At 37.2% G+C, this 22521-nt stretch carries 17 protein-coding genes and 1 pseudogene; 7 read left to right on the top strand and 11 right to left on the bottom strand.

The features are described from left to right. Positions 1-247: 247 nt before the first annotated feature. On the top strand, positions 248-1690 hold the full coding sequence (locus tag G6554_RS09080; RefSeq protein ID WP_166240942.1) for a L,D-transpeptidase: 1443 nt from the start codon (positions 248-250) through the stop codon (positions 1688-1690). Between the two features lie 134 nt (positions 1691-1824). After that, positions 1825-3912, top strand: a complete 2088-nt coding sequence (locus tag G6554_RS09075) for an EAL domain-containing protein (RefSeq protein ID WP_166240939.1) — start codon at positions 1825-1827, stop codon at positions 3910-3912. A 119-nt stretch (positions 3913-4031) separates the two neighbouring features. On the opposite strand, the gene G6554_RS09070 is transcribed toward G6554_RS09075, so the two are convergent. Beyond that, positions 4032-4994 carry a tRNA dihydrouridine synthase gene (locus G6554_RS09070; RefSeq protein ID WP_166240937.1) on the bottom strand — a complete coding sequence of 321 codons (963 nt, stop codon included), beginning with the start codon at positions 4992-4994 and terminating at the stop codon, positions 4032-4034. Between the two features lie 380 nt (positions 4995-5374). On the opposite strand from G6554_RS09070, the gene G6554_RS09065 reads away from it, so the two are divergent. Next, positions 5375-6928, top strand: coding sequence for an ABC-F family ATP-binding cassette domain-containing protein (locus G6554_RS09065; protein ID WP_166240935.1), 1554 nt, complete (start codon positions 5375-5377; stop codon positions 6926-6928). A 617-nt stretch (positions 6929-7545) separates the two neighbouring features. On the opposite strand, the gene arr is transcribed toward G6554_RS09065, so the two are convergent. The 3 genes and pseudogenes from arr to G6554_RS09055 all read right to left on the bottom strand — a co-directional run bounded on the left by arr (position 7546) and on the right by G6554_RS09055 (position 9375). Further along, positions 7546-7959, bottom strand: a complete 414-nt coding sequence (gene arr / locus G6554_RS26200; RefSeq protein ID WP_308111001.1) for an NAD(+)--rifampin ADP-ribosyltransferase — start codon at positions 7957-7959, stop codon at positions 7546-7548. 12 nt (positions 7960-7971) lie between these two features. Continuing rightward, positions 7972-8094: pseudogene (locus G6554_RS26195) on the bottom strand (NAD(+)--rifampin ADP-ribosyltransferase); the annotation flags it as partial. A 288-nt stretch (positions 8095-8382) separates the two neighbouring features. Next, on the bottom strand, positions 8383-9375 hold the full coding sequence (locus tag G6554_RS09055; protein WP_166240931.1) for a hypothetical protein: 993 nt from the start codon (positions 9373-9375) through the stop codon (positions 8383-8385). A gap of 992 nt (positions 9376-10367) precedes the next feature. On the opposite strand from G6554_RS09055, the gene G6554_RS09050 reads away from it, so the two are divergent. Further along, on the top strand, positions 10368-10892 hold the full coding sequence (locus tag G6554_RS09050) for a VanZ family protein (RefSeq protein WP_166240929.1): 525 nt from the start codon (positions 10368-10370) through the stop codon (positions 10890-10892). A gap of 277 nt (positions 10893-11169) precedes the next feature. Here G6554_RS09050 and G6554_RS09045 read toward each other — a convergent pair whose 3' ends face one another. The 4 genes from G6554_RS09045 to G6554_RS09030 all read right to left on the bottom strand — a co-directional run bounded on the left by G6554_RS09045 (position 11170) and on the right by G6554_RS09030 (position 14752). Beyond that, on the bottom strand, positions 11170-11538 hold the full coding sequence (locus G6554_RS09045; protein WP_166240927.1) for an arsenate reductase family protein: 369 nt from the start codon (positions 11536-11538) through the stop codon (positions 11170-11172). A 60-nt stretch (positions 11539-11598) separates the two neighbouring features. Then, on the bottom strand, positions 11599-11916 hold the full coding sequence (locus G6554_RS09040) for a cupin domain-containing protein (RefSeq protein WP_166240925.1): 318 nt from the start codon (positions 11914-11916) through the stop codon (positions 11599-11601). Positions 11917-12079: 163 nt separating this feature from the next. Beyond that, the gene (hemH, locus tag G6554_RS09035; RefSeq protein WP_166240923.1) at positions 12080-13012 is read right to left on the bottom strand and encodes a ferrochelatase; all 933 of its coding nucleotides are present in this window, start codon (positions 13010-13012) and stop codon (positions 12080-12082) included. A gap of 915 nt (positions 13013-13927) precedes the next feature. Then, the gene (locus G6554_RS09030) at positions 13928-14752 is read right to left on the bottom strand and encodes a CPBP family intramembrane glutamic endopeptidase (protein WP_166240921.1); all 825 of its coding nucleotides are present in this window, start codon (positions 14750-14752) and stop codon (positions 13928-13930) included. Between the two features lie 664 nt (positions 14753-15416). On the opposite strand from G6554_RS09030, the gene G6554_RS09025 reads away from it, so the two are divergent. The 3 genes from G6554_RS09025 to G6554_RS09015 all read left to right on the top strand — a co-directional run bounded on the left by G6554_RS09025 (position 15417) and on the right by G6554_RS09015 (position 18418). Continuing rightward, positions 15417-16007, top strand: coding sequence for a helix-turn-helix domain-containing protein (locus G6554_RS09025; protein WP_242637816.1), 591 nt, complete (start codon positions 15417-15419; stop codon positions 16005-16007). A 127-nt stretch (positions 16008-16134) separates the two neighbouring features. Further along, positions 16135-17505, top strand: coding sequence for an MATE family efflux transporter (locus tag G6554_RS09020; RefSeq protein WP_207343014.1), 1371 nt, complete (start codon positions 16135-16137; stop codon positions 17503-17505). Positions 17506-17623: 118 nt separating this feature from the next. Further along, positions 17624-18418, top strand: a complete 795-nt coding sequence (locus G6554_RS09015; RefSeq protein WP_242637815.1) for a recombinase zinc beta ribbon domain-containing protein — start codon at positions 17624-17626, stop codon at positions 18416-18418. Here G6554_RS09015 and rlmD read toward each other — a convergent pair. The 3 genes from rlmD to G6554_RS09000 all read right to left on the bottom strand — a co-directional run bounded on the left by rlmD (position 18415) and on the right by G6554_RS09000 (position 22496). Next, the gene (gene rlmD, locus G6554_RS09010; protein WP_166240919.1) at positions 18415-19800 is read right to left on the bottom strand and encodes a 23S rRNA (uracil(1939)-C(5))-methyltransferase RlmD; all 1386 of its coding nucleotides are present in this window, start codon (positions 19798-19800) and stop codon (positions 18415-18417) included. The genes G6554_RS09015 and rlmD overlap by 4 nt on opposite strands. 103 nt (positions 19801-19903) lie before the next feature. Continuing rightward, positions 19904-20662: a delta-lactam-biosynthetic de-N-acetylase gene (pdaA, locus tag G6554_RS09005; protein WP_166240917.1), complete on the bottom strand. Its 759-nt coding sequence runs from the start codon at positions 20660-20662 to the stop codon at positions 19904-19906. A 289-nt stretch (positions 20663-20951) separates the two neighbouring features. Beyond that, positions 20952-22496, bottom strand: a complete 1545-nt coding sequence (locus tag G6554_RS09000) for a fumarate hydratase (RefSeq protein ID WP_166240915.1) — start codon at positions 22494-22496, stop codon at positions 20952-20954. Positions 22497-22521: the final 25 nt, after the last annotated feature.

Here is a 22521-nt window from a genome sequence, read left to right as displayed (position 1 = left end):
AAAATCGACATTAGTTCCCTTCTACCCTTTTATAAAATCTTTTGGTGCCGTACTTTTTTTTGTAACCTTCACAGCGATCATTTCGTTAGAAAAGAAAATAAAAACTTTAGGTGTTCACAAAAACCGACAATGTTCGAATAGGACATTTTGTAAAATAGTAGTAATATTTACTGTTTTTTTAAAATATCGGTAATAAATGACACGAACTGAATAGTGATTCTTGCGAATTAGGTATGGGGGGAAGTTTATGGAAAGTGCAGCAGATATCCAAGCAATCGAAAAACGTCATAGAAAATCAACAAAGTGGTATGCAAACTGGGGGTTTATTTCAGCCGGTATTATTTTTATTATCGCACTCATCATTGCGACTGGCAGCTACTATCAGGCAAAGCATTTTAATTCACAAATCAAGATTAATAGTATCAAAGTTGGTGGAATGAATGCCCATCAGGCATTAAAAAAATTAAAAGCAACCAAATTAACAAATGTCGTCTATGTTGGCGATCAACAGATTCTAGATGGAACAGATTCCATGATGGGATTTACGGATGAGGATCTGCCCGATATTGAAAAATTATTAAAGAACCAGTGGACGTTTTTTCCTTCTTCCAAAGCAAAAGATTATTCATTAATGCCAAGCAATCAGGATGATTTCAGAAATCAGACATTGAAAAAGCAGGTAGAAGAAAAACTGCTGGCTATGAACCAGGGTTTAAAAGCGCCACAAGATGCAGTGGTTCGTTTGGAACAAGGCAAAATTGTTGTTACAAACAGCATTAGTGGAGAGCAGTATGATGTCGCTGGTCTTTTGAAAGATTACGACAAGCAAGAATATATTAGTGAAATCCGTCTTAATCCAGCATACATACAGCCAATTAAAGAAGACAGCGAGTTTGTAAAAAATCAACAGAAAAAGCTGGAAGAATTCCTGGCCCAGACTGTCGATTATAAGGTACAGAATAAAGTTTTTACGTTAACCGCGAGCGAATTAATTAAAAATGCCTCTATATCAAAAGATTTGCAGATAAAGATTGATGATGCGGGTGATTTCAAAAATAAGATTGCTGAGATTAACCATTCCCAATCCACCTTAAATAAAGATATCACATTTAAGACCCATTTAGGTTCGGTGATATCGGTTAGAGGTAAGGGCTACGGATGGGCCATCGATGTTGATAAAGAAGTACCACGGATTAAGGACGCTTTTGAAAATGGAGAGAAGTCGGTTTCCGCCGCTAATATTTATGGAAATGGATGGAAGGGTGAAGGCTACGGATATGAAGCGATTACGAACAATGGGATTGGTGATACATATGCTGAAGTCTCCATTGCAGAGCAAAGAATTTGGATTTATAAAAATGGGAAATTGGTCGTCACATCAAATGTGGTTACTGGCAATCATAGTACCCGTCATGATACTTCACCAGGAGTATGGTATATTCTCTATAAAAAGTCACCGTCCGTACTAACTGGCCGGGAAAATGGAAAAATCACCTATCAGGTCGATGTTAATTATTGGGCTCCCTTTACAAATGACGGACAGGGATTCCACGATGCCAGCTGGCGAGGTAATTGGGCAAGGAATGCCTATCTATCGGCAGGATCACACGGCTGTGTCAACACTCCACCGAGCGTGATGAAAACTGTGTATGACAATCTTAGCACCAATGAGCCGGTTGTTATATATTGAGAAATGGAAGGGCTGTCCCAAATGTGTAATACCTTATTACTAAACAATATAATACAATTAACCGATAGTATTCATAATAGGGTTTTTAGTAAACCTTAAATTTTCAATTTTCTTATTAAGGGAGGTGAATTATTGTGCAACAACAGGGTATTAGTGATACATCCTCACTTTTCTTACTATATAAATCATTGTTTGAGAATTATCCAGATGGAAGCTATGTCGTTGATATTGAAGGTAATTTTCTACTAATCAATAAAACTTTGGAAGAATTAACTGGCTTTACACAAGAAGAACTACTTCAGTCTTCCTTCCATTCCTTGATTAGTAAGGATTTACGGAAGCATTATGAAGAAAGTTTTTCCGAAGTTTTAAATGGAATAAATAAAATGATTGATATTACAATTATCAATAAATCCGGAACGTATCTTGATTTGAATGTTACTGCCGTTCCTATTTCAATAGACAATCAAGTTATAGGTGTAGCTTGTATTGCTATTGATATTACAGACAGAAAAGATCTATTAATTTCAAAAAATCGCCTCAGCAATATAGTTAATAACATTGATATTTGTTTGTGGTCTTCAAGCCCTAGTTATAATGGATACTGCCAGATGTCCCCTTCATGTCTAAAAATTTATGGATATACGCAAGCGGATTTTATGAAAACTCCATTGCTATGGAAAGAAGTGATCCACCCGGACGACATTGCTTTTGTTGAAGAACAACAAAAGTTACTAGTAAAGGGGAAATCGATTGATTATCAATATCGAATTATTGATGCTACTGGTGATATTAAGTGGCTTTCTGCTAAAACAATTCCAGTTTTCAACGATTTAGGAGAATTAGACCGATTAGATGGGATGACCACTGATATTAGTAAAAGCAGAAAAGCAGAGGAAGAATTATACTTTCTGGCATACTACGATTCGTTAACGGAATTGCCCAACCGAAGATTATTTGAGAAACATCTTGAAACCACACTATCCGAATCAAATAAATCAAATTCAAAAGTGGCTATTCTTTTTCTTGATTTAGACCATTTTAAATTATTCAATGATACACTAGGCCACAGAGTTGGAGATGAATTATTGCAAATCATCTCTAAACGTCTAAAGAGTCAGATAAACCACTGTGATTTTTTAGCTCGACAAGGCGGCGACGAATTCGTTGTTTTGTTAAAGGATATTACAGATGTTGAGCAGGTAATGCTATTTGCCAAAAAAATAATTGAGATCATTTCTTCACCTATTGATCTAGCTGGAAAAGATTATGTAGTAACAACAAGCATTGGAATAAGTTTATATCCTGATCTTGCACGTGACTCCGAAGATCTTTTAAAACAAGCCGATCAAGCCACAACAATGACTAAAGCAAGTGGAAAAAACAACTTTCAATTCTATCATGATGATATGTCTCGTTCCTTATCAAGAAAATTGGAATTGACGCAAGAACTACGGCAAGCATTAAATAAAAATGCCCTATCTCTCTATTACCAACCCATTGTAGATATACGTGCTGGACAAATTGTCGGCTTCGAAGCGTTACTCCGATGGAAGGACAAAAAGTTGGGTTTTATTTCCCCTGCAGAATTTATTCCAATTGCTGAAGAATCAAGCCTCATTGTTCCGATTGGTGAGTGGGTTCTACGGACAGCTTGTACACAAATTATGGAAATTCATCATTTAGGATATACTCAGACATACGTTTCAGTAAACATCTCAACAAGACAATTTGAAGAAGAATCATTTGTTACCCAAGTTAAAAATATTCTTAATGAAACGAATATAGATCCACGCCTTCTAAAAATTGAAATTACAGAAAGCGTCATGATGAAGGACATTATGAATATTATTGTCAAACTCCAAGAATTAGGGGACTTAGGAATTGAAGTATTACTTGATGATTTTGGGACAGGTTACTCTTCCTTAAGTTACTTGGGAAAACTCCCGATAAATACATTGAAAATCGACCAATCATTTGTGCAAAGCATCAACAAAAGCTCAGGGCAAGAAGCAATTGTGCGGACGATCATTGGAATGGCAAATAGCTTGGAAAAAGGTATTATCGCTGAGGGAGTAGAACAAGAAGAGCAACTACATTTCTTGCAAGATCTTGGTTGCACAAATCTACAAGGATACCTATTTAGTAAACCATTACCATTTACTGAAATTCGTAAATTCCTTCAAAAAGAAATTAAGACATACCACAAAATAAAAATATAAATTCAATCCCGAAGAGACTTTCCATTATTGCTCGATCTTCGGGATCTTTTTTCCCTTTTTCCTTCTGAAATAATAACTGTTATTAATGACAGTTACATCATTTCATCGTCCCCATCCCATCAACATTCTTTTCCAAAGTTATTAAGCAATGCACGCACTTCATCTGTTGATTTCGTGTTCATCAGTTGATTTCTTAAATCTGCAGCTCCTGGAAATCCTTTGACATATATTTTGAAAAAGCGATGAAGCCCTGTGATGGAACGTGGCAATAATTCCGCATATTGATCTTGAAGATCAAGCTGCAGTCTTAATAGATCAAGCAATTCTTTACTGCTATGCTCTTTTGGCACTTTTTCAAAAGCAAATGGATTTTTAAAAATACCTCGCCCGATCATAACGCCATCAATCCCATATTGTTCCACAAGCCGCATCCCAGTTTGGCGGTCAGGAATGTCTCCATTGATTGTTAGCAGCGTATTGGGTGCGATACGGTCACGTAATTTTTTGATTTCCGGAATGAGCTCCCAGTGCGCATCTACTTGGCTCATTTCCTCTCTTGTCCGTAAATGAATAGAAAGGTTTGCAATATCCTGATTGAAAAGATGCGTTAGCCACTCCTCCCACTCCTGAACCTTTTTATAGCCAAGTCGTGTTTTCACGCTGACAGGCAGTCCCCCCGCCTTTGCTGCCTGAATAAGTTCTGCCGCAACATCTGGCCTTAGTATAAGGCCACTCCCTTTCCCTCTTGATGCCACATTCGGTACAGGGCAGCCCATATTAATGTCGATACCTTTAAATCCTAGCTCTGCCATGCCCATACTCATTTGACGGAAATATTCGGGATTATCCCCCCAAATATGTGCCACAATTGGCTGTTCATCTTCTGTAAACGTCAAACGGCCACGCACACTTTTCATACCTTCTGGATGACAATAGCTATCCGAGTTTGTAAACTCTGTGAAAAATACATCCGGTCGGCCGGCTTCACTTACGACGTGACGAAAAACAAGATCTGTCACATCTTCCATTGGTGCAAGTACAAAAAATGGTCGTGGTAAATCACGCCAAAAATTATCTATCATTTTAAACTCAAATCCCTTCACTATGATGACGACTTCCAACTATCGGTCAAATAATAGTATGCTGTCTAGTTCCTCTACTTATATTATGCTTCATAACTTGTTATCAAACGGAAGTCCCTTTTAGACTTATGAAAATCGGCACTATTTATTTTAACGAATATCGATCCTGAATGGTATTTTTATAAACAAAAAAGCAGATGGTAGGAGGATAACATATAGCTTACCCTCCGTTTCGGTTGTATAATAGACTTTTGCCCAATCGTTATACACCTAAATATAATTCAAATTTACAGTTTTGATAAAAAATAACTTCGATATAGAAAAAACAGACAAAATCTAGTAAGATATCCACATGTGACATTAGATAAGGGGTTAAGAAAATGAGTGTATTAAACGTAAAAAATTTAAGCCACGGTTTCGGTGATCGTGCGATTTTTAATGATGTGTCTTTTCGACTTTTAAAGGGTGAACACGTTGGACTAGTTGGGGCAAATGGTGAGGGTAAATCTACTTTCATGAATATTGTGACTGGAAAATTGCAACCCGACGAGGGGAAAGTGGAGTGGTCACGAAAAGTTCGTGTTGGTTATTTAGATCAGCATGCTGTCCTTCAAAAAGGTACAACGATGCGTGAGGCTTTGAGTACTGCTTTTCAATATCTTTTTGATGCGGAAGCAGAGATCAATGAACTTTATGCAAAAATGGGTGATGAAGGTGCTGAAATTGATGCACTGCTTGCAGAAGTAGGAGAATTGCAAGAAACGTTAGATAGTAATGATTTCTATCAAATCAATTCAAAAGTTGAAGAAGTGGCTCGTGGTCTAGGTTTAGACGATGTAGGACTCGATCGAGATGTAGATGATCTTAGCGGTGGGCAGCGGACGAAAGTTTTGCTTGCAAAGCTCTTGCTAGAAAAGCCTGAAATCCTATTACTTGACGAGCCTACGAACTATTTGGATGAGCAGCATATCGAATGGCTGAAGCGCTATTTACAGGAATATGAGAATGCATTTATCTTAATTTCACATGATATTCCATTCTTAAACAATGTGGTTAACTTGATTTACCACATGGAAAATCAAGAGTTAAATCGTTATGTCGGTGATTATGATAACTTCTTAAAAATATATGAAATGAAGAAGCAGCAGCTGGAGTCTGCTTTCAAGCGTCAACAACAAGAAATTGCTGATTTGAAAGATTTCGTGGCACGTAACAAGGCAAGTGTTGCGACTCGTAATATGGCGATGTCTCGTCAAAAGAAACTGGACAAAATGGACGTTATCGAATTGGGTAGAGAGAAGCCAAAACCAGAGTTTAACTTCAAAGAAGCTCGTGCAACCAGTCGCTATATTTTCACAGCCGAAGATCTTGTTATTGGTTACAATGAGCCACTTTCGCGCCCTCTGAATTTGAAAATGGAACGCGGACAAAAAATTGCATTTGTTGGTGCGAACGGTATTGGTAAGTCAACTCTTTTAAAAAGTATTCTTGGGTTGATTGATCCGCTGGAGGGTAAAGTAGAACGCGGTGATTATCAACATATTGGTTACTTCGAGCAGGAAGTAAAACAGTCCAATTACAACACTTGTATTGAAGAGATTTGGAGCACGTTTCCAAGTATGAATCAGGCTGAAATCCGAGCTGCTCTTGCAAAATGTGGACTAACAACGAAACACATTGAAAGTAAAATCGAAGTCCTTTCTGGTGGCGAAAAAGCCAAAGTTCGCTTGTGTAAAATTATTAACACACCAACGAATTTATTAATTCTAGACGAGCCTACCAATCACTTGGATGTGGATGCAAAAGAAGAATTGGAGCGTACTTTAAAAGCCTATCGCGGGAGTATCTTGATGGTATCCCACGAACCTGATTTCTATCGTGAAATTGCAACCGATATTTGGAATTGTGAGGATTGGACGACGAAAGTGTTTTAAATAAAGATTAAGGGGTACCCAATTTCACTTTAACGGGTTCTCTTTAAGGGTGCAAAACAGAAAATCACAACACTAATAGGATGCTAAATCGCAACGACTTAGCATCCTGCCTTTTTATTGCTGTATCGTTATTTTGGGCTAGGTGGCATATAAAACCGCACGATAAATCACATAGTAAATAACACCTTACGAATAGATATTATCCATCTGATAATTGAATGGCTAAAATAGATGTAAATTATCACCTGATTCCCTTGTGTTTGCAATAAACGGATAAATTCCGTTTAAATAGGGAAATACCCAAATTTCCCTAAAAGTAAGGGGAGTTTTTCCGCTTATATTATCCAAATCCTTGGTTTTTGCCTTAATTACAAGTATTAATCGGAATATCTCCGCTTATATCTGCTTATTTTGCCTCGAAATTTACAATAGACGAAAATTCTCCATTTATGAATTTTCATAACTATCTTTTGGCGAATCCCTTTGCGAATTACCATGCTTTTTCGTATGTTATTTAACCTGCTTTTCCACATTTTGCACTTCAAAAGAGAACCCGTTATATTTCACTTGGGTACCCCTTTTTATATTACATAGGTAGTGATGGCAGACTATTTTGTTCAGTTAATAATTTCGCCCTTGTTTTTAGCTATATTTTCTTGCCATTTACCTCGCTCCATAGTTGTCAGTTTCGCCCAATCTGTTACCTCACCAATAATTTTTAATGGTTCTTTCGAACGATAAGAACGTGTTAAGTTACCAGGAAATTTTTTATCTGTAACATTTGGGTCGTTTTCAAATTCACCCGTTGGGTCTATTATATAAACTCGTTCTCTTCCTTCTCCTTTTGCTAAAGCAGCTGCAAGTCCTGCGCCATTGACATTAGCAGTGAAATAAATATGGTTCATTTTAAGCCCAGGTTCGTAATTTGAAGTTCCACCTGCTATTAATAAATCACCAACCTTCAAGTCTGCCTTTGTCCCATGGTAAAAGGGTCCTACATCAGACGGTGCACCCTGAGATGAATTTGACAACTCATTATTTCTTTTTGCATTCTCAGTATCACCTAACTCCTCATAACATTTGGCAATGTTTAAATAAACATTCGAGTATGCACTCTTCACATTATCATCATTTACTTTTTGTGCACACTCCAGAGATGTTTCCATCCATTTTAATTTGTCTGTACTACTCTTTTGTTGACGCGCTAAATGATATGCTGCAATAAACCGTTCATAATCGTCTGTTGCTTCGTCCCATGCTTTCTGAAACACCTTGACTGCCTCTTCAATATCTCCACTTTCCTCCAATCCCATCCCACTCATACAGAGTTTTATAACGGCGTTATTTGGATCAAATTTTATATTCATCTAATTACCTCCACTATAATTAATTGTTATGATGCGTACACCCGGAAATTCAACTTCGCAAAATCTTCTCCATTGGCCTGCCCTTTTTCATTCCCCCAGCTCTTGTATTAACTTTTTGACTGTATAATAAGCAGGCTTAGGATTATAATCATCCCGCAAAATTCCATATTGATGAAATAGGTCCTCTTTTGTGCTATCTGCATCTCGCAGTCCGAAAAGCTCATAATGTGATATATTAAGTTCCTTACGTAAATGATAAATTGTTCGGATTATCATCTCAAGAACTTCCGATTGGTTTTCATAAGATCTTTCACGGTTTGTCATGGGATTCTTCCCGGTTGGCCATCCATTTTCCGTTACTCGGATAGGGACAGAAACAGGGATCCCGGCAGAACTAAGATGTATTTCCCTTAGATTGCGAAGTGTTCGTTCAACACAAGTTGGTATATCTCCTAAATCTATCGGTTGTTCATCAAATACATCTACATAAAAGTTATGACCCACAAAATCGACAGAATCAAAGAATAACCGATCTCCCATTTTCGCCAGGTTATCCCAAAAATCTGGAACTGAAGCTTGGCTTTCCGGTACCGATCCGAATCCAATCTTTAATGGCAGATTGAGCTTCCTTGCTTCTTGCTTTGCTGTAATGACACCTTCCACAAGGGCTTGCATAATATATGGTTTCGAACCTTCCATAAATGACAGATTAGGTTCATTCGTTATTTGAAGGGAAGACAAATGGGAGCCATATTTATGAATCACATTTCGGATAAACTCTAGCCAACTGTGAAGTTCTATTCCAGTTTCCTGCTGATCCGTCCAATCCCCGCAACCAACGGTCAAGTCTCCCAATAACCCAGCATGTAGATACTGGTCTGCTCGCGATAACATTTTTGTTTCCCATTTTTTTGTATAGATGAGATAGGTTCTTGAAAATAAATGCTTTGCATCGCCTTTAAGATCTTGGAGTGCCATTTGAATCTTTTTAAAATTATCCTCTTCGCCTTGAGCCAAACCGAAGGGTGTTCCCGCAACGCTTAGTGGATAAATTCCAAAAGTTAGAGCCGATGATTTCATACTGTTCACTTCTCCCTAAGTTTGTGACTTTCTTTTTTAGCTTTTTGACTCAGCATGATCGTGATAACGGATGATATAACAATACTAACATTTGTTAGCTGCTACTTCGCTATGCCTACCGTTGCAAATTTCCTTAATATTCACTGCTTTCTTTTGCATATATGAAAACTCAATTACATGATTCTTTAATATGAGTTAGCTTTGCTGCATCCTGCTTAACACAGTTAATATAGTAAATATTCTATAACTATTTTTAAAATAAATCCACATATTAACAAACTTCTAGTAAACAAAACTTTACAAACGGCGAGACTTCAATTTACTTTTCCACTAATTTTGACACTAATGGTTGGAAGATTGCGGTAGAGCAATGCATTTCAAAAAAATTCGAAAAGGGTATGTATGTGGTAATTATTATAAACATGGGATAAAGGCTAGTAGTGATCAGTGTGTGAGCGAAGCCATATAGAAGGAACAGTGAAGCACGACCTAAATAGAATATTCGGGTACCAATCGATTGAAAAATAAATAATAGATTTTTAAAAAAAGGCTTGGATAAATTTATAAAACACAATAACCTAACCCCTGAAGTGCTTCATAGGTTAATAGATAAAATAGAATTACATAGAGACGGAACCGTTGATGTTGATTACCGTTTGAGAGAACCAACAGTCCCATCCCCATAGTTTTTGATTATTAATTCTTTTAATTTTATCAACGCACAGCACTCTACACGCGTGGAGTGTATGTGGCAACACATGAGAGCTGGTAGGTTTAAGTGATTGGTTAAGTCCAACGATAGTAGAACCTAACCTTTCCCAAAATTTCATTCTGAACGTTAGATTATATGCTAACGTATCCTAGCAAATACAGATATTGTATAATAAGTATAATTTGTGTCATTTATTTTTATATAACGTGCCTCTCGAAAAATTTGCATTTGCAGACTAAGGAAGTGATTTTAGTTGATACAATCCAAAAGAGATAGAAAAATGTATCTATTTATACTCTTAGGCATTTATTTCTCCATATTGGTATACTTTATGTTTTTCGGATTTGGTCGTCCGCAACTCACCATGATTCATCATGAATATCGGTATTGGTTAATACCTGATTCGATTCCTTTGTGGCTGCCTAAACACTTTTCTATAGATATTTTAAAACTATGGATATTTGCTCTTGGCAACCTATTAGCATTTATTCCATTTGGGCTACTTGTCCCGATGGTATTTAAAAAGCATATTAATACATACCTAAAGTTTGTTATGATATTTGTGCCTTTTATTCTATGCATGGAAATTGTTCAAATGGTGACTTATTTAGGAAGCTTTGATGTAACGGATATTATTGTAAATACAATGGGTGCAACAATTGGTTTTTATTCATACAAATTTAGCAAACAAATGAATACTTTAGGAACGAAACTCATTACTATGGGATTGACCATTGTTGGGTTATCTATAATAATGTTCCTCATAGCGTGGATATTTAACAATACGATCAAGTTATTTCTTTGAAATACATTCAATTCGCACTTTGAGTTAGCTTTCTATTTCAACTCCTGTTTTACATTACTGATGTGTTAATCTTCCTTTTTAATACGCAAAGAAAGAAGTACGAATTCCAACACCAAGATTTCGTTCTTCTTTCTTTATACTTGTACACCAAAATAAACCCTTCCGAAATCCCCCGCATTCCACCGTTCAAGTGAAAATAAAGTTTTCCTACAGAACCCCCATTTTAGACCTTTTATGCACCCGTTTGTTCTGGAGTATTTCTTCCGGTGAAACGCTTTTATATTTTGGAATTTGTTGTATATTTCTCTAGTTCTTCTTCTTTAAATCCAATAATGACTTTTTCTCCATCTGTCAATATAGGTTTTTTTAGTAACATTCCATCAGATGCCAATAAATCTAGTAATTCTTTATCCGTCGTTACCTTTATTTTATCCCTTATTCCCAATTCACGGTACTTTTTCGTACTGGTACTAATAAAATTCTTTAATTCCAACCCACTCTTTTCATACATTCCTTGTAATTCATCCCGAGATGGAGGCGTTTTACCTATATGAAATAGCTCATACGGCACTTGATGTTCATCTAACCATTTCTTTGTTTTTCTACAGGTTTGGCATTGTGGATGCCAGTATAAAGTTAATCTCATTTTATACCCCCTACCTTGTTTCTTAAAAATAAAAATGGATAAAAAGGAATAACTCCAACGTTATTCTTCTATTAAACAACGTATTACATATATAGTCGTATCTTCATTTGCATTTACAAAACCAATCTTCTCTGTTCCATGAACATGAATAATAGTGCCTTCTCTTATTTCTGTTTGTTTTCCATCAGAAATAAAAGTTCCTCCACCTTGTAGAACGTGGAAAAATAACTGTGAAGATGGATGATAATGTTCTGGCATCATTTGCTTTGGCAGGAAGTTCAAAAGAAAACCATTTGTAAATCCATCCTTAAAAAAGTCGACTTTTGCAAATCCCTTATCCCTAGTTTTCCTAAACATTGAAATTTCATAGTTTTCCAATTTTCCATCCTCCTACTTAGATGTTGTCATGCGTAAGTTACCTTTACTATCATTTATTCGGCAAAACATCCATATACATAATAAAAGTCGTTAACCTTTGCTATTTTCTTTTTCTGTCATTCAAATGATTCCAGTGCTACAGAGGTCATCTTCTTTCCCAAAGTTACTCTGCCAATTTTTTAAGTATGACCGTTGACATGACATCAATAAATTCATCATTTGCATTAGGCATTTCAGGGCGATAATAGGCTGTTCCCAAATCATCTGTTACTGTTTTGCATTCAATATCATTATCATAAAGTACCTCAAGATGATTACAAACAAACCCAACAGGTGCATATACAAATGCCTTATATTGATGTTCTTTGAACAATTCTCTTGTTAAATCCTGCACATCAGGACCCAGCCATGGTTCCGGTGTTTTCCCAGCACTCTGCCAACCAACAGTATATCTCGGAATACCAGCACTTGCTGCAATTAAGTCTGCTGTTTCCTGCAGTTGATCAGGATAAGGATCATGAAATTGGAGAATTTTCTCCGGTAAGCTATGTGCTGAGAAAATAAGCATCGAATTTGACTTTTCTTCTGCAGGCATTTGGTTATAAACTTGTTTAATCATTTTACTCCAGTACGAAATAAATTTAGGCTCTTTATACCAGCTATCGATAGTGATAATGTTAGGCCCACCAATTTTTCTTGCTTCTTCTCTTGCCCTTTCGTTATACGTTTTCACACTAAAGGTTGAAAAGTGTGGAGCAAGGACTAAACTTACAGCTTCATCAATTCCATCTTCATGCATCTTTTTTACGGCATCCTCTATAAACGGTTCTATGTGTTTTAACCCTAGATACATCTTAAATTCAATTTGATCCTGTATATCATTTAGGTGTTTTTCAAGTTTTATAGCTTGCTCACTCGTTATTTTCATAAGCGGAGAAATTCTGCCAATTGCATCGTACCGACTTTTTAAATCCGCTATCAGTTCTGCTGATGGCTTTTGTCCGTGTCGTATATCTGTATAATATCGTTCTAAATCAGCTTCTTTATCTGGAGAGCCATATGCCATTATGAGCAAGCCCATTTTCCTTTTCCCCATTCTTTCGCACCTCATTTATATTGTAGTATAAGAAATCTTCAACCTAGAAACTTATGATTTTTGTTTTCCACAGTCCACTTTCAGCTGAAATCTTGAGACAATTCTCAAGGGCAATGAGTAAACTGGGGAAGTTTACGTACATTAAGGAGATGTAAATCTATAACTATAATAACTAACGATTCTTGAAAAAGAATTGACGCGTATCAATATTACGATGCCAAAGACCACTTGGAAAAGGTAACAATAATTGTTAAAAGGGGGAGTGATGCCAAATTATATCTGGGCAACTTCATCTATTAATTCTATGGAGAAATAAATCAGGTGAAACAATAAAAACAAGCAAGGCACTCTTGGGAATTAGAAATAAGCGCCTTGCTTTACTTATATTGTAAAATTATATTATTTCAATTCTACTATTCATGTATTCGTGTATTCTTAAGAAAATATATCATGGGAATTAGGGTAAATACGAACTCCATGGTAAAAGCAATAATTAACCATAGTTGTAAACTTGAAGGCCATGGCCAAATGAGCTGTATTATTATTCTTGAAAACCATATTAGAGTATAGAATGCATAGAATATTTTTAATTCCCTTGAACCATCAAATAATTTTCTTTGGGCTATTAAAAACAGCAAACTGAATCCCGCTAACAAAAAGGAAAAGCAAAAATTTATGTAGTTAATTGATTGATAAATCTCAATTGGAGCGTCCGGTATATAAGAATACCATTTAAAATAATACGGAGCAAAAAAATGCATTACCCCTACCATGCAGCTAATCATGCAAGCGATATTAAAAAATACTATTACGATTTTTTTCATTTCAGTACCTCACCAATGGAAAGCATATTTAAAGCCTTTAGACTTATCAAATATGGAATTAGTAAAATTCTGATTCAAGCGGTGCGTCCTCTCAATTTATTCTTAAATGATGTTGCCTCGTATCGCTATCATGAGTGGATCGTAAATACCCTCCAAGTAATATTAATGAAGCTACCAAATACAGTGCGGTAAATACTACAAAGAAATAAGCATCATCCGGACAGAATACCATCGACAAATTAAAACAGAAGTGAACCCAAAAGGCGTTAAAAAGGTTATCACTCTTCTTCATTATAACTGCCATGATAAAGGTCAATGCTGTCAGGAGCACTAAATTTTCAATGATATAAAGAAGCAGCGACCATCCGCTATAATCGGTTGAAACAAACCAAAGCGGCGCGTGCCAGAACGCCCAGGTTACCCCCAAAGAAAGGTTTCCTCTTATGAATCCAAATCGCTTCTCTAATTCCGGACGCAGGTAACCACGCCAGCCCGATTCCTCGCCGGAAGCTCCCTGAAAAAGGGTAAACAAAAAAGTGCTCGGAAGTATGGATGGATTAACTATAAGTTGCTCAGTGATGGACGTCTTTTGAGTTGCAGATATAATCAACGCCGATAATATGAGAACGCCTGTTGCGGTTAAAAATACAAATAAAATTTGGCTAATACGCAATTTTTCTTTGAAAGCTTTTTGATAAAACTCCTTTACTGTTATACCGGGGTTTAGCTTTTTCAACATAACCAGGAGCACAATCGTCGGGGTCCAGCTGCATATTACAACAACCCATTGCATCGCCGCAGGTGTACCGTGGAGGACCTGCGATACCAGCCCGCCAAGCCCTAAGACCAGTACCCAAAACAGCAAGTATGTATTGATCACATACTTCCATATTACATTAAACCTTTTCCCGTTCATGATACTTCCCCCTATCTTTTAATAAATTTCCATGTAAATTCCTTTAAAGGATTATGAAAAAGCTTCAGGATAACAGGTGTCTAATATACATATTTTACCATAAGTGTTGTGTTATTCTAATTCCACTTTTAAAAATACACAAAGTGTTCAATTTTATTGTCTATGGTGCCACTGGTACCTCCCGAATTTTCTTGTCTCACTTTTTTTCCACTCATTAAACATTTCAGTTTTCATCAAGAAAGCAGTTTTCAAAATTAAACAATTCATATCTTCGAGGTCTCGGTGAGTCAGGCCAATTAAATTCAAACATTATCAGATTCCATTATTTAAAGGTGTAAACTTCGAGTTATATTCGCGAAACATGGGGTAAGTTTTGCTCTTGTCCAGTTAAGTATAACCGATGCATAAAGCACCCATTACTTTAAGTATACTCTTTCACAATTAGCTTTTACTTTTGAAAAATCCTAATTTTTATTTTCCATATAGTTAACCATATGAGGAGGTATCCATAAACCAATAACAGCTATAAACAGTCAAATGATTACAGTCATAAAAACATGATCAAAAGGAAAATAGGTAAACTCTACCTATGTTTTACTCTACGGAGCGTTTGTTGATGCTAACCATATAAACCCCTAAGATGAAAATAGAGCAGGAGGAAAAAATGATGGATAATCGTAAAGTTGGAGAGTTAATTTATAATTTACGGAAAGAAAAAGGGCTGACACAGAAACAATTAGCTGATCAAATGAACATATCTGATCGAACGATTTCAAAATGGGAGCGTGGATATGGCTGTCCAGATGTCACGCTATTACCAAGTTTATCTACCCTATTAGGCGTAAATATAGAAAATATTTTAGATGGTGAATTATCGTCGAATGAATTTGTAGGAGGAAATATGAAAAAGTCAAATTATTTTGTCTGTCCGTCATGTAATAATGTTGTATTAGCCACGGGAGATATCACCCTATCTTGCTGTGGGAGAAAATTAGAACGATTAGCAGCAAAGAAAGCAACAGACGAAGAAAAGCTACCAATTACAGAAATTGATAATGAATGGTTTATTTCAAGCGATCATCCTATGACAAAAGATCATTATATATCATTTATTGCTGTTGCTACAGGTGATCAAGTTCAAATAATAAAACAGTATCCTGAGTGGGCTTTACAAACACGTATCCCGAAACGTAAACATAGCAAACTGTTATGGTATGATACTCAATTTGGTTTATTCTATCAGATTTTATCATAAATTTTATATAAAAATACACGAGTTATGACTTAAATGTTCATACTCGATGGTTTTTCCCCCACTTCAAAATCTTGATCCAAAAAGTGAGGGATTCTTTCGAAATTAAACCTTTTAGGAGTTATCTGAAATGAATAAATCTTTAAATGAAACTATGGTCTTAGCAAAACCGATGATTGTCTTTCTCATACCTGTCATTTTTGCAAGTGTTTTGCAATCATTAGGTCAAATATTTGGAATTATCATCGTTGGACAAACACTTGGAGTAGATTCTTTGGCAGCTATTTCTGCATTCTTCCCTCTATTCTTTTTTTTAATATCCTTTGTAATCGGAATTGGATCTGGAAGTTCCATTCTGGTTGGGCAAACGTACGGTGGAGGAAATATCTCAAAAATGAAGGAAGTTGTTGGAGTAACTTTGGCATTTACGATGATCATATCCATTGCTGTCACCCTAATCGGAGGCTTCTTTACAGAAGATATTCTAAAATGGATGGGAACACCTGAGAATATTCTGGTTGCAAGTACAGAATATGCACGTATTTTATTTGTTACATTACCTATTACTTTCTTATATATGTGCTATACAACCTTTATGAGGGGTGTTGGAGATTCAAAAACACCTTTTTATTTCTTATTAATTAGTATTATCTTAAATATCGCCTTGCTTCCAATTCTCATTTTCGGATGGCTCGGTTTACCGGAATTTGGATTAAATGGTGCTGCTTACGCCTCTGTATTATCCAATTTCATTACATTTGTAATTCTATTAGTGTACTTACACAAAAAAAGTCATGTACTCAAATTAGATTTTATTATTTTGAAAAATCTCCACTTGAAAGGCCCGGTATTGAAAGCCTTACTGAAATTAGCCATTCCTACTAGTATAAGTATGATTTCAATCGCATTGTCAGAAATTGCAGTCATAACTTTTGTAAATGATTATGGATCCAATGCAACGGCTGCATACGGAATCGTCAATCAAATTGCAAGCTACGTTCAAATACCAGCGATGAGTATTTCAATTGCCATTTCAGTATTTGTTGCACAAGCTGTGGGGTCCGGACATATTTCGAACATTAAACATATAACGAAAATATCCATTACACTAAACTATCTTCTTGGTGGTATTCTTATTCTCATTCTTTACCTGATACCAAATCTCGTTTTAAGAATTTTCTTAGACAACTACGATACTATTAATCTTGCAAAAGATCTTATAATAATCTCATTTTGGAGTTATGTTATTTTGGGTCACACTCAAGCACTTTCAGCAACAATGAGAGCAACAGGGACGGTATTATTGCCAACAATTTTTACAATCACAAGTATTTTGATGATTGAAGTTCCAGTAGCATACTCCTTATCACATTTTACAAGACTTGGGATAGATGGAATATGGCTCGCATATCCAGTTGCGTTCATAGTCAATTTCTTGGCTCAATCGATTTACCACCGACTTTTTTGGAAAAAGAAATCTTTCAAGGTACTAATTAATTAAAACCTACTAAAATAGAAGATCAGCGTCCTATTACGCCAAGACCGGAACCCAAAAATAAGCTGACGGAAGAGGAAAAGATGGAAATTCTGGAGGTTGTAAAAAAGGAGCATTACGGCAATTGATTGAGGACGCAAAGCAGCCTAAGTTCAATGTCATCCTTTCAAAGGAGCTATCGCGACTTAGGCACAGTATTCCTGAAGAAAACCAATTTGTTGTAAAGAACACTCACCCTGCAAACATTTCAAATGAAATGTTTGATGTCGTTCAAAAGCTAATGAAAAGCCGCAAAAAAAATCATACAAAAGTAAAAAAACATCTTTTTACAAATGTCCTATATTGTTCTGATTGTGGAGCAGGTATGTGGTATAGGCAAAATCGAATTGGTTACATTTGCGGGAGTTACGCTCGTCATGGGAGAATCGCTTGCACTCATAAAACGATAAAAGAAAAGGATTTAAAAGAAACAATCCTTTCTGATATTAATAAAATGGCTCAAGTTATTAATGACAAGGAATACCTAAATAACCTTGCCGTAGAAGCTCAAAAGAAACAAAAACAAGGTACTCAAACTTTAACTAAAATTGATAACGAGATTAAAGCTGCCAAGGAAAAAAAGAAACGTTACCTTGAGATGCTTGCAGAAAAACAAATCACTCATGAAGAATACCGCGAAGTTGCTGATGAAAATCAAGAACGGATAAATGAATTAAATCTTAAAAGGAGTGGGCTGGAAGCCTCACTCCGACATGATGAATTTTTAGGACGTATTGAAAATCTTCGGAATACCATTAGCCGCTTTTTACCGCTTCATGAAGTAACGGAGGAAATACTCCATCACTTTGTTGAGCGTATTGAGGTAGATAATAACGGTATTCCTATGATTACTTATCGATTTTCAATTTTACCTGGTTAATTTTTCCTCAGAACTATCTGCGACACGCATTCAATATGAGATGTCTGCGGAAACATGTCTACCGGCTGAATGTATTTAACATCATATATTGAACTTAAGGTTTGAATGTCTTTTGCTAATGTCGATGGATTACATGAAACATAGATTAATTTCCCTGGTTTTACTTGTAAAATAGTTTGGATCAGCTGGTTATCGAGGCCGGTTCTTGGTGGGTCGACCACAATAACATCCGGTTTCCAACCTTTTTTAACCCATTTAGGTAATACCTCTTCTGCCTTCCCCGGAACATATTTCGTATTGGTGAATCCGTGGCGCTTGGCGTTTTTCTTCGCATCCTCAATGGATTCAGGGATGATATCCATGCCACGGACCTCCGCCGCATGATCCGCAAGCCATAGGCCAATTGTTCCCACACCACAATAGGCATCAACTACTTTTTCTTTGCCTGTGAGTCCAGCTGCATTTTTTACTTCATCATAAAGCTTAATAGTTTGAGTAGGATTTAATTGAAAAAATGTTCTCGCTGATAGTTCAAATTGCAGGTCACCAAGGGTTTCCTGAATAAACTCTTGACCAGCAAGCATTACTGTTTCCTCACCAAAAATAATCGATGTTTTTTGCCCATTTATGTTTTGAACCACTGATTTCACATTTGGAAGCTTTTTTTTAATTTCCTCAAGAATAAGCTCCTTTTTTGGCAATTCCTTCTGTGAGGTAATCAGAACAACCTGTAATTCGCCGGTTTGTACGCCGACTCGAGTCACAATGGTACGGATGATTCCTTTTCTAGTTTTTTCATTATAAATTGGAATCTGCAACTCCTCGAGAATTCGTTTCACCTTGGCGGTTGCCTCATTGGTTTGCGAATGTTGGACAGCACATTGGTCAATGTTAATCAACTGATGCGAGTTAAGTCCATATAATCCAGCGAGCACTTTACCGTCTTTCTGACCAACTTGAAAGCTGCTTTTATTCCGGTACCCCCATGGATTCTCCATGCCAAGCGTTTCACGGATTTCAAGCTTATTAATTGCAAGCTTTGTATGGCGTTCTAGCGATTGGATAATAATATCGCGTTTTTCCTTTAGCTGCTGACCGTAATCCAAATGCTGAAGCTGACAGCCACCGCATTGGTCATATACCGGACAAAGTGGCAGGACACGATGTGGTGATTTGATGCGAATCTTTTTTATTTTTGCTTCGGCGAATTTGGGGTTAATTTTTGTTGCCTCAACGACAACTTCTTCCCCTGGAAGGGCTCCTGGCACAAAGACAACCTGTTTCTTAAAATAGCCGACACCTTCTCCATTAATACCGAGTCTTTTTATTGTTAAGGGGAATGTTTGATTTAATTGAATTTTAATGCCTTGTTCCGTTTTCATTATGTTCACTCCAAATTTTCATCAAGCTTACGTACCCCGTATTATAACACGATTCACAGTGAAAAACCGAATCCTAAAGATGCGAATCCGGCCTTGGGTAACTTTATTTAAACTGATCTAGGCTTTTAAATTTATAGCCTTTTTTCTTCAATTCCGGTATGACTCTTTCTAGTGCATCTGCATTATCTTTAGAAACTGAATGCAACAGCATCACACATCCGGGATGGATTTGCCTTATGATATTGGCATATGAGTATTCCCAGCCCTTTTGCTGATTGATATTCCAGTCGACGAAAGCAAGAGACCAGAAAACATGTGTGTAGCCTTCTTCCTTTGCAATTTGCAATGTTCTTTCGCTAAAAACACCTCGCGGCGGGCGGAGGTATTGCATTTTCTTTTGACCTGTTATCTCTTTTGTTTTGTCTTTCACCTTTTTGAGCTCTTTCCGAATTTTCGCATCATTTACCGCAGTGAAATCAGGATGACTCCAAGAATGGTTGCCGATGATATGCCCTTCTTTTACTATTTGTTTTGCCAGCTCCGGTTGTGAATTTAAAAAATGCCCCGTCACAAAAAAAGTGGCTGGTACTTTTTCTTTTTTTAAGACCTCAAGAATTTTTGGTGTGTAGCCATTTTCATAACCACTGTCAAAGGTTAGGTATAAAATCTTCCTATTGGGATCCCCCTTGTAAAAAGCACCATACTTTGCAAGAATTTCATCATATAATGCGCCCGCTTCTGGCGGTTGTTCATTGACTGCTTTTTTAAATCCCCAGTTAATCGGTTTGTTGGGCACCGCTGCGTATGTAGCATGTGGAATCAGTAAGAGCAGCATACTAAGGATGCTGAATAATTTTTTCATCCATGTTCCCCCTATTTTTGTTTATTATAGTGTTTGTTTTATGGGAGAAAACATAATTGGTGGATAAAGGAAATGAGGGGTGCCGATGATAGATACATCCTTTATTAGATCCTGTAGAGGGTAAATGTAGTAAAGTTAATACGTAAGTAGAGGCTCTCCTAGTTGGAAGATGAAGTAATTCACGTAACGCTGAATTTGTGATGCTATCTTTGATACAAAAGCCTCACTCAAGAGAAAAAGTGCGCAAAAAAGGATAGACGCCACCATCGAGCGTCTATCCTTCAAATTCTTATTTAAAAACCGATTCCTTAAATTGGGCTAACTTTTCTAATGAAGATTTATCGACGTCAGCGTGCAGGCTGTTTCCGTGTGAGTCCATTGTTACAACGGCTGTGAAGCCTTCGACGCGTAAGTGCCACATGGCTTCTGGAATACCAAATTGCATCAAATCAACGCCCTCGACGCCTTTGATACAATCAGCATAATATTGGGCCGCACCACCGATAGCATTCAAATATACTCCGCCATGCTCTTCCAATGCAGCTAATGTCCGCGGCCCCATGCCGCCTTTACCGATAACAGCGCGGATACCGAACTTCTTCATGATATCGCCTTGATAGGGCTCCTCACGAATACTTGTGGTCGGACCTGCAGCCTTCACATGCCATTCGCCAGCTTCGTCCTTTAACATTACTGGACCACAGTGGTAAATAACTTGACCAGTAAGATCAACTGGTGCATCATGGTCACTTAAATACTTATGGATCGCATCGCGGCCAGTATACATTAAGCCGTTAATTTGAACAACGTCACCAACCTTTAACGAGCGAATCTTTTCTTCAGTGATTGGTGCCTCTAAAGAAATCACTTCTTCGGAGGAGGCAGCAGCTGTTTCCTTTTCAGCCTCCGTTTGAGCAAAATCAATGAACTCACCATCTTGGTAGGCCCACTCATTAATTTCCCCGCTAACAGCATCAACGCTGACACCTAGACGACGGAACGCCCAGCAGTTATAGGCAACGGATACGTAGAAGCTGGCAGGAATTCGGTTCATGACACCAACTTTACAGCCAAGCAGTGTTGCTTCCCCGCCAAAGCCCATTGTGCCGATACCGAGTTTATTAGCATTTTCCATGACATACTCTTCTAACCGCCGAAGATCTTCATTTGGATTGACATCTTCAACAGATCGGAATAATTGTTCTTTTGCTAAATCATAGCCCGATGAACGGTCACCGCCGATGCCGACACCGATGAAACCTGCGCTGCAGCCTTGTCCCTGCGCTTGGTATACGGAATGCATGATACATTTACGGATGCCATCAAGATCACGGCCCGCACGTCCCAGTCCTTCGAGCTCACATGGCAGGCTATATTGAATGTTTTTATTTTCACAGCCGCCGCCTTTTAAGATCAAGCGGACGTCAATATAATCTTTTTCCCATTGGTCAAATTTGATAACTGGCACGCCTGCACCAAGATTATCACCACTGTTTTTACCTGTTAAAGAGTCAACAGAGTTTGGACGTAATTTTCCTTCTTTTGTAGCTTGGACAATCGCATTACGAATGGCTTCTTTTAATTCTAATTGATTCACACCAACTGGTGTTTTAATTTTAAATGTTGGTAATCCGGTATCTTGGCAGATTGGTGAAACTTGATCATCCGCCATTTTTATGTTGTTCGTGATGGTGGCAAGACTCATCGCTGCACTCGTTCCTGCATTTTCCTGCTCTTTTGCAGCCAATACAGCCCGGCGAACGTCTTTTGGTAGTTTAGTGGAAGTTTCAACTACAAGCTTGTACATGCTTTCCTGGAATTTTTCAATATTCAATTCGAGTACCCCTTTCCCTTTGTTC

Origin of the sequence: Bacillus sp. MM2020_4 (assembly GCF_011250555.1) — a bacterium.
Lineage (GTDB): Bacteria > Bacillota > Bacilli > Bacillales > Cytobacillaceae > Neobacillus.
Note: the sequence above shows the minus strand (reverse complement) of the source record. Positions and strands in the feature narration are given on the sequence as shown.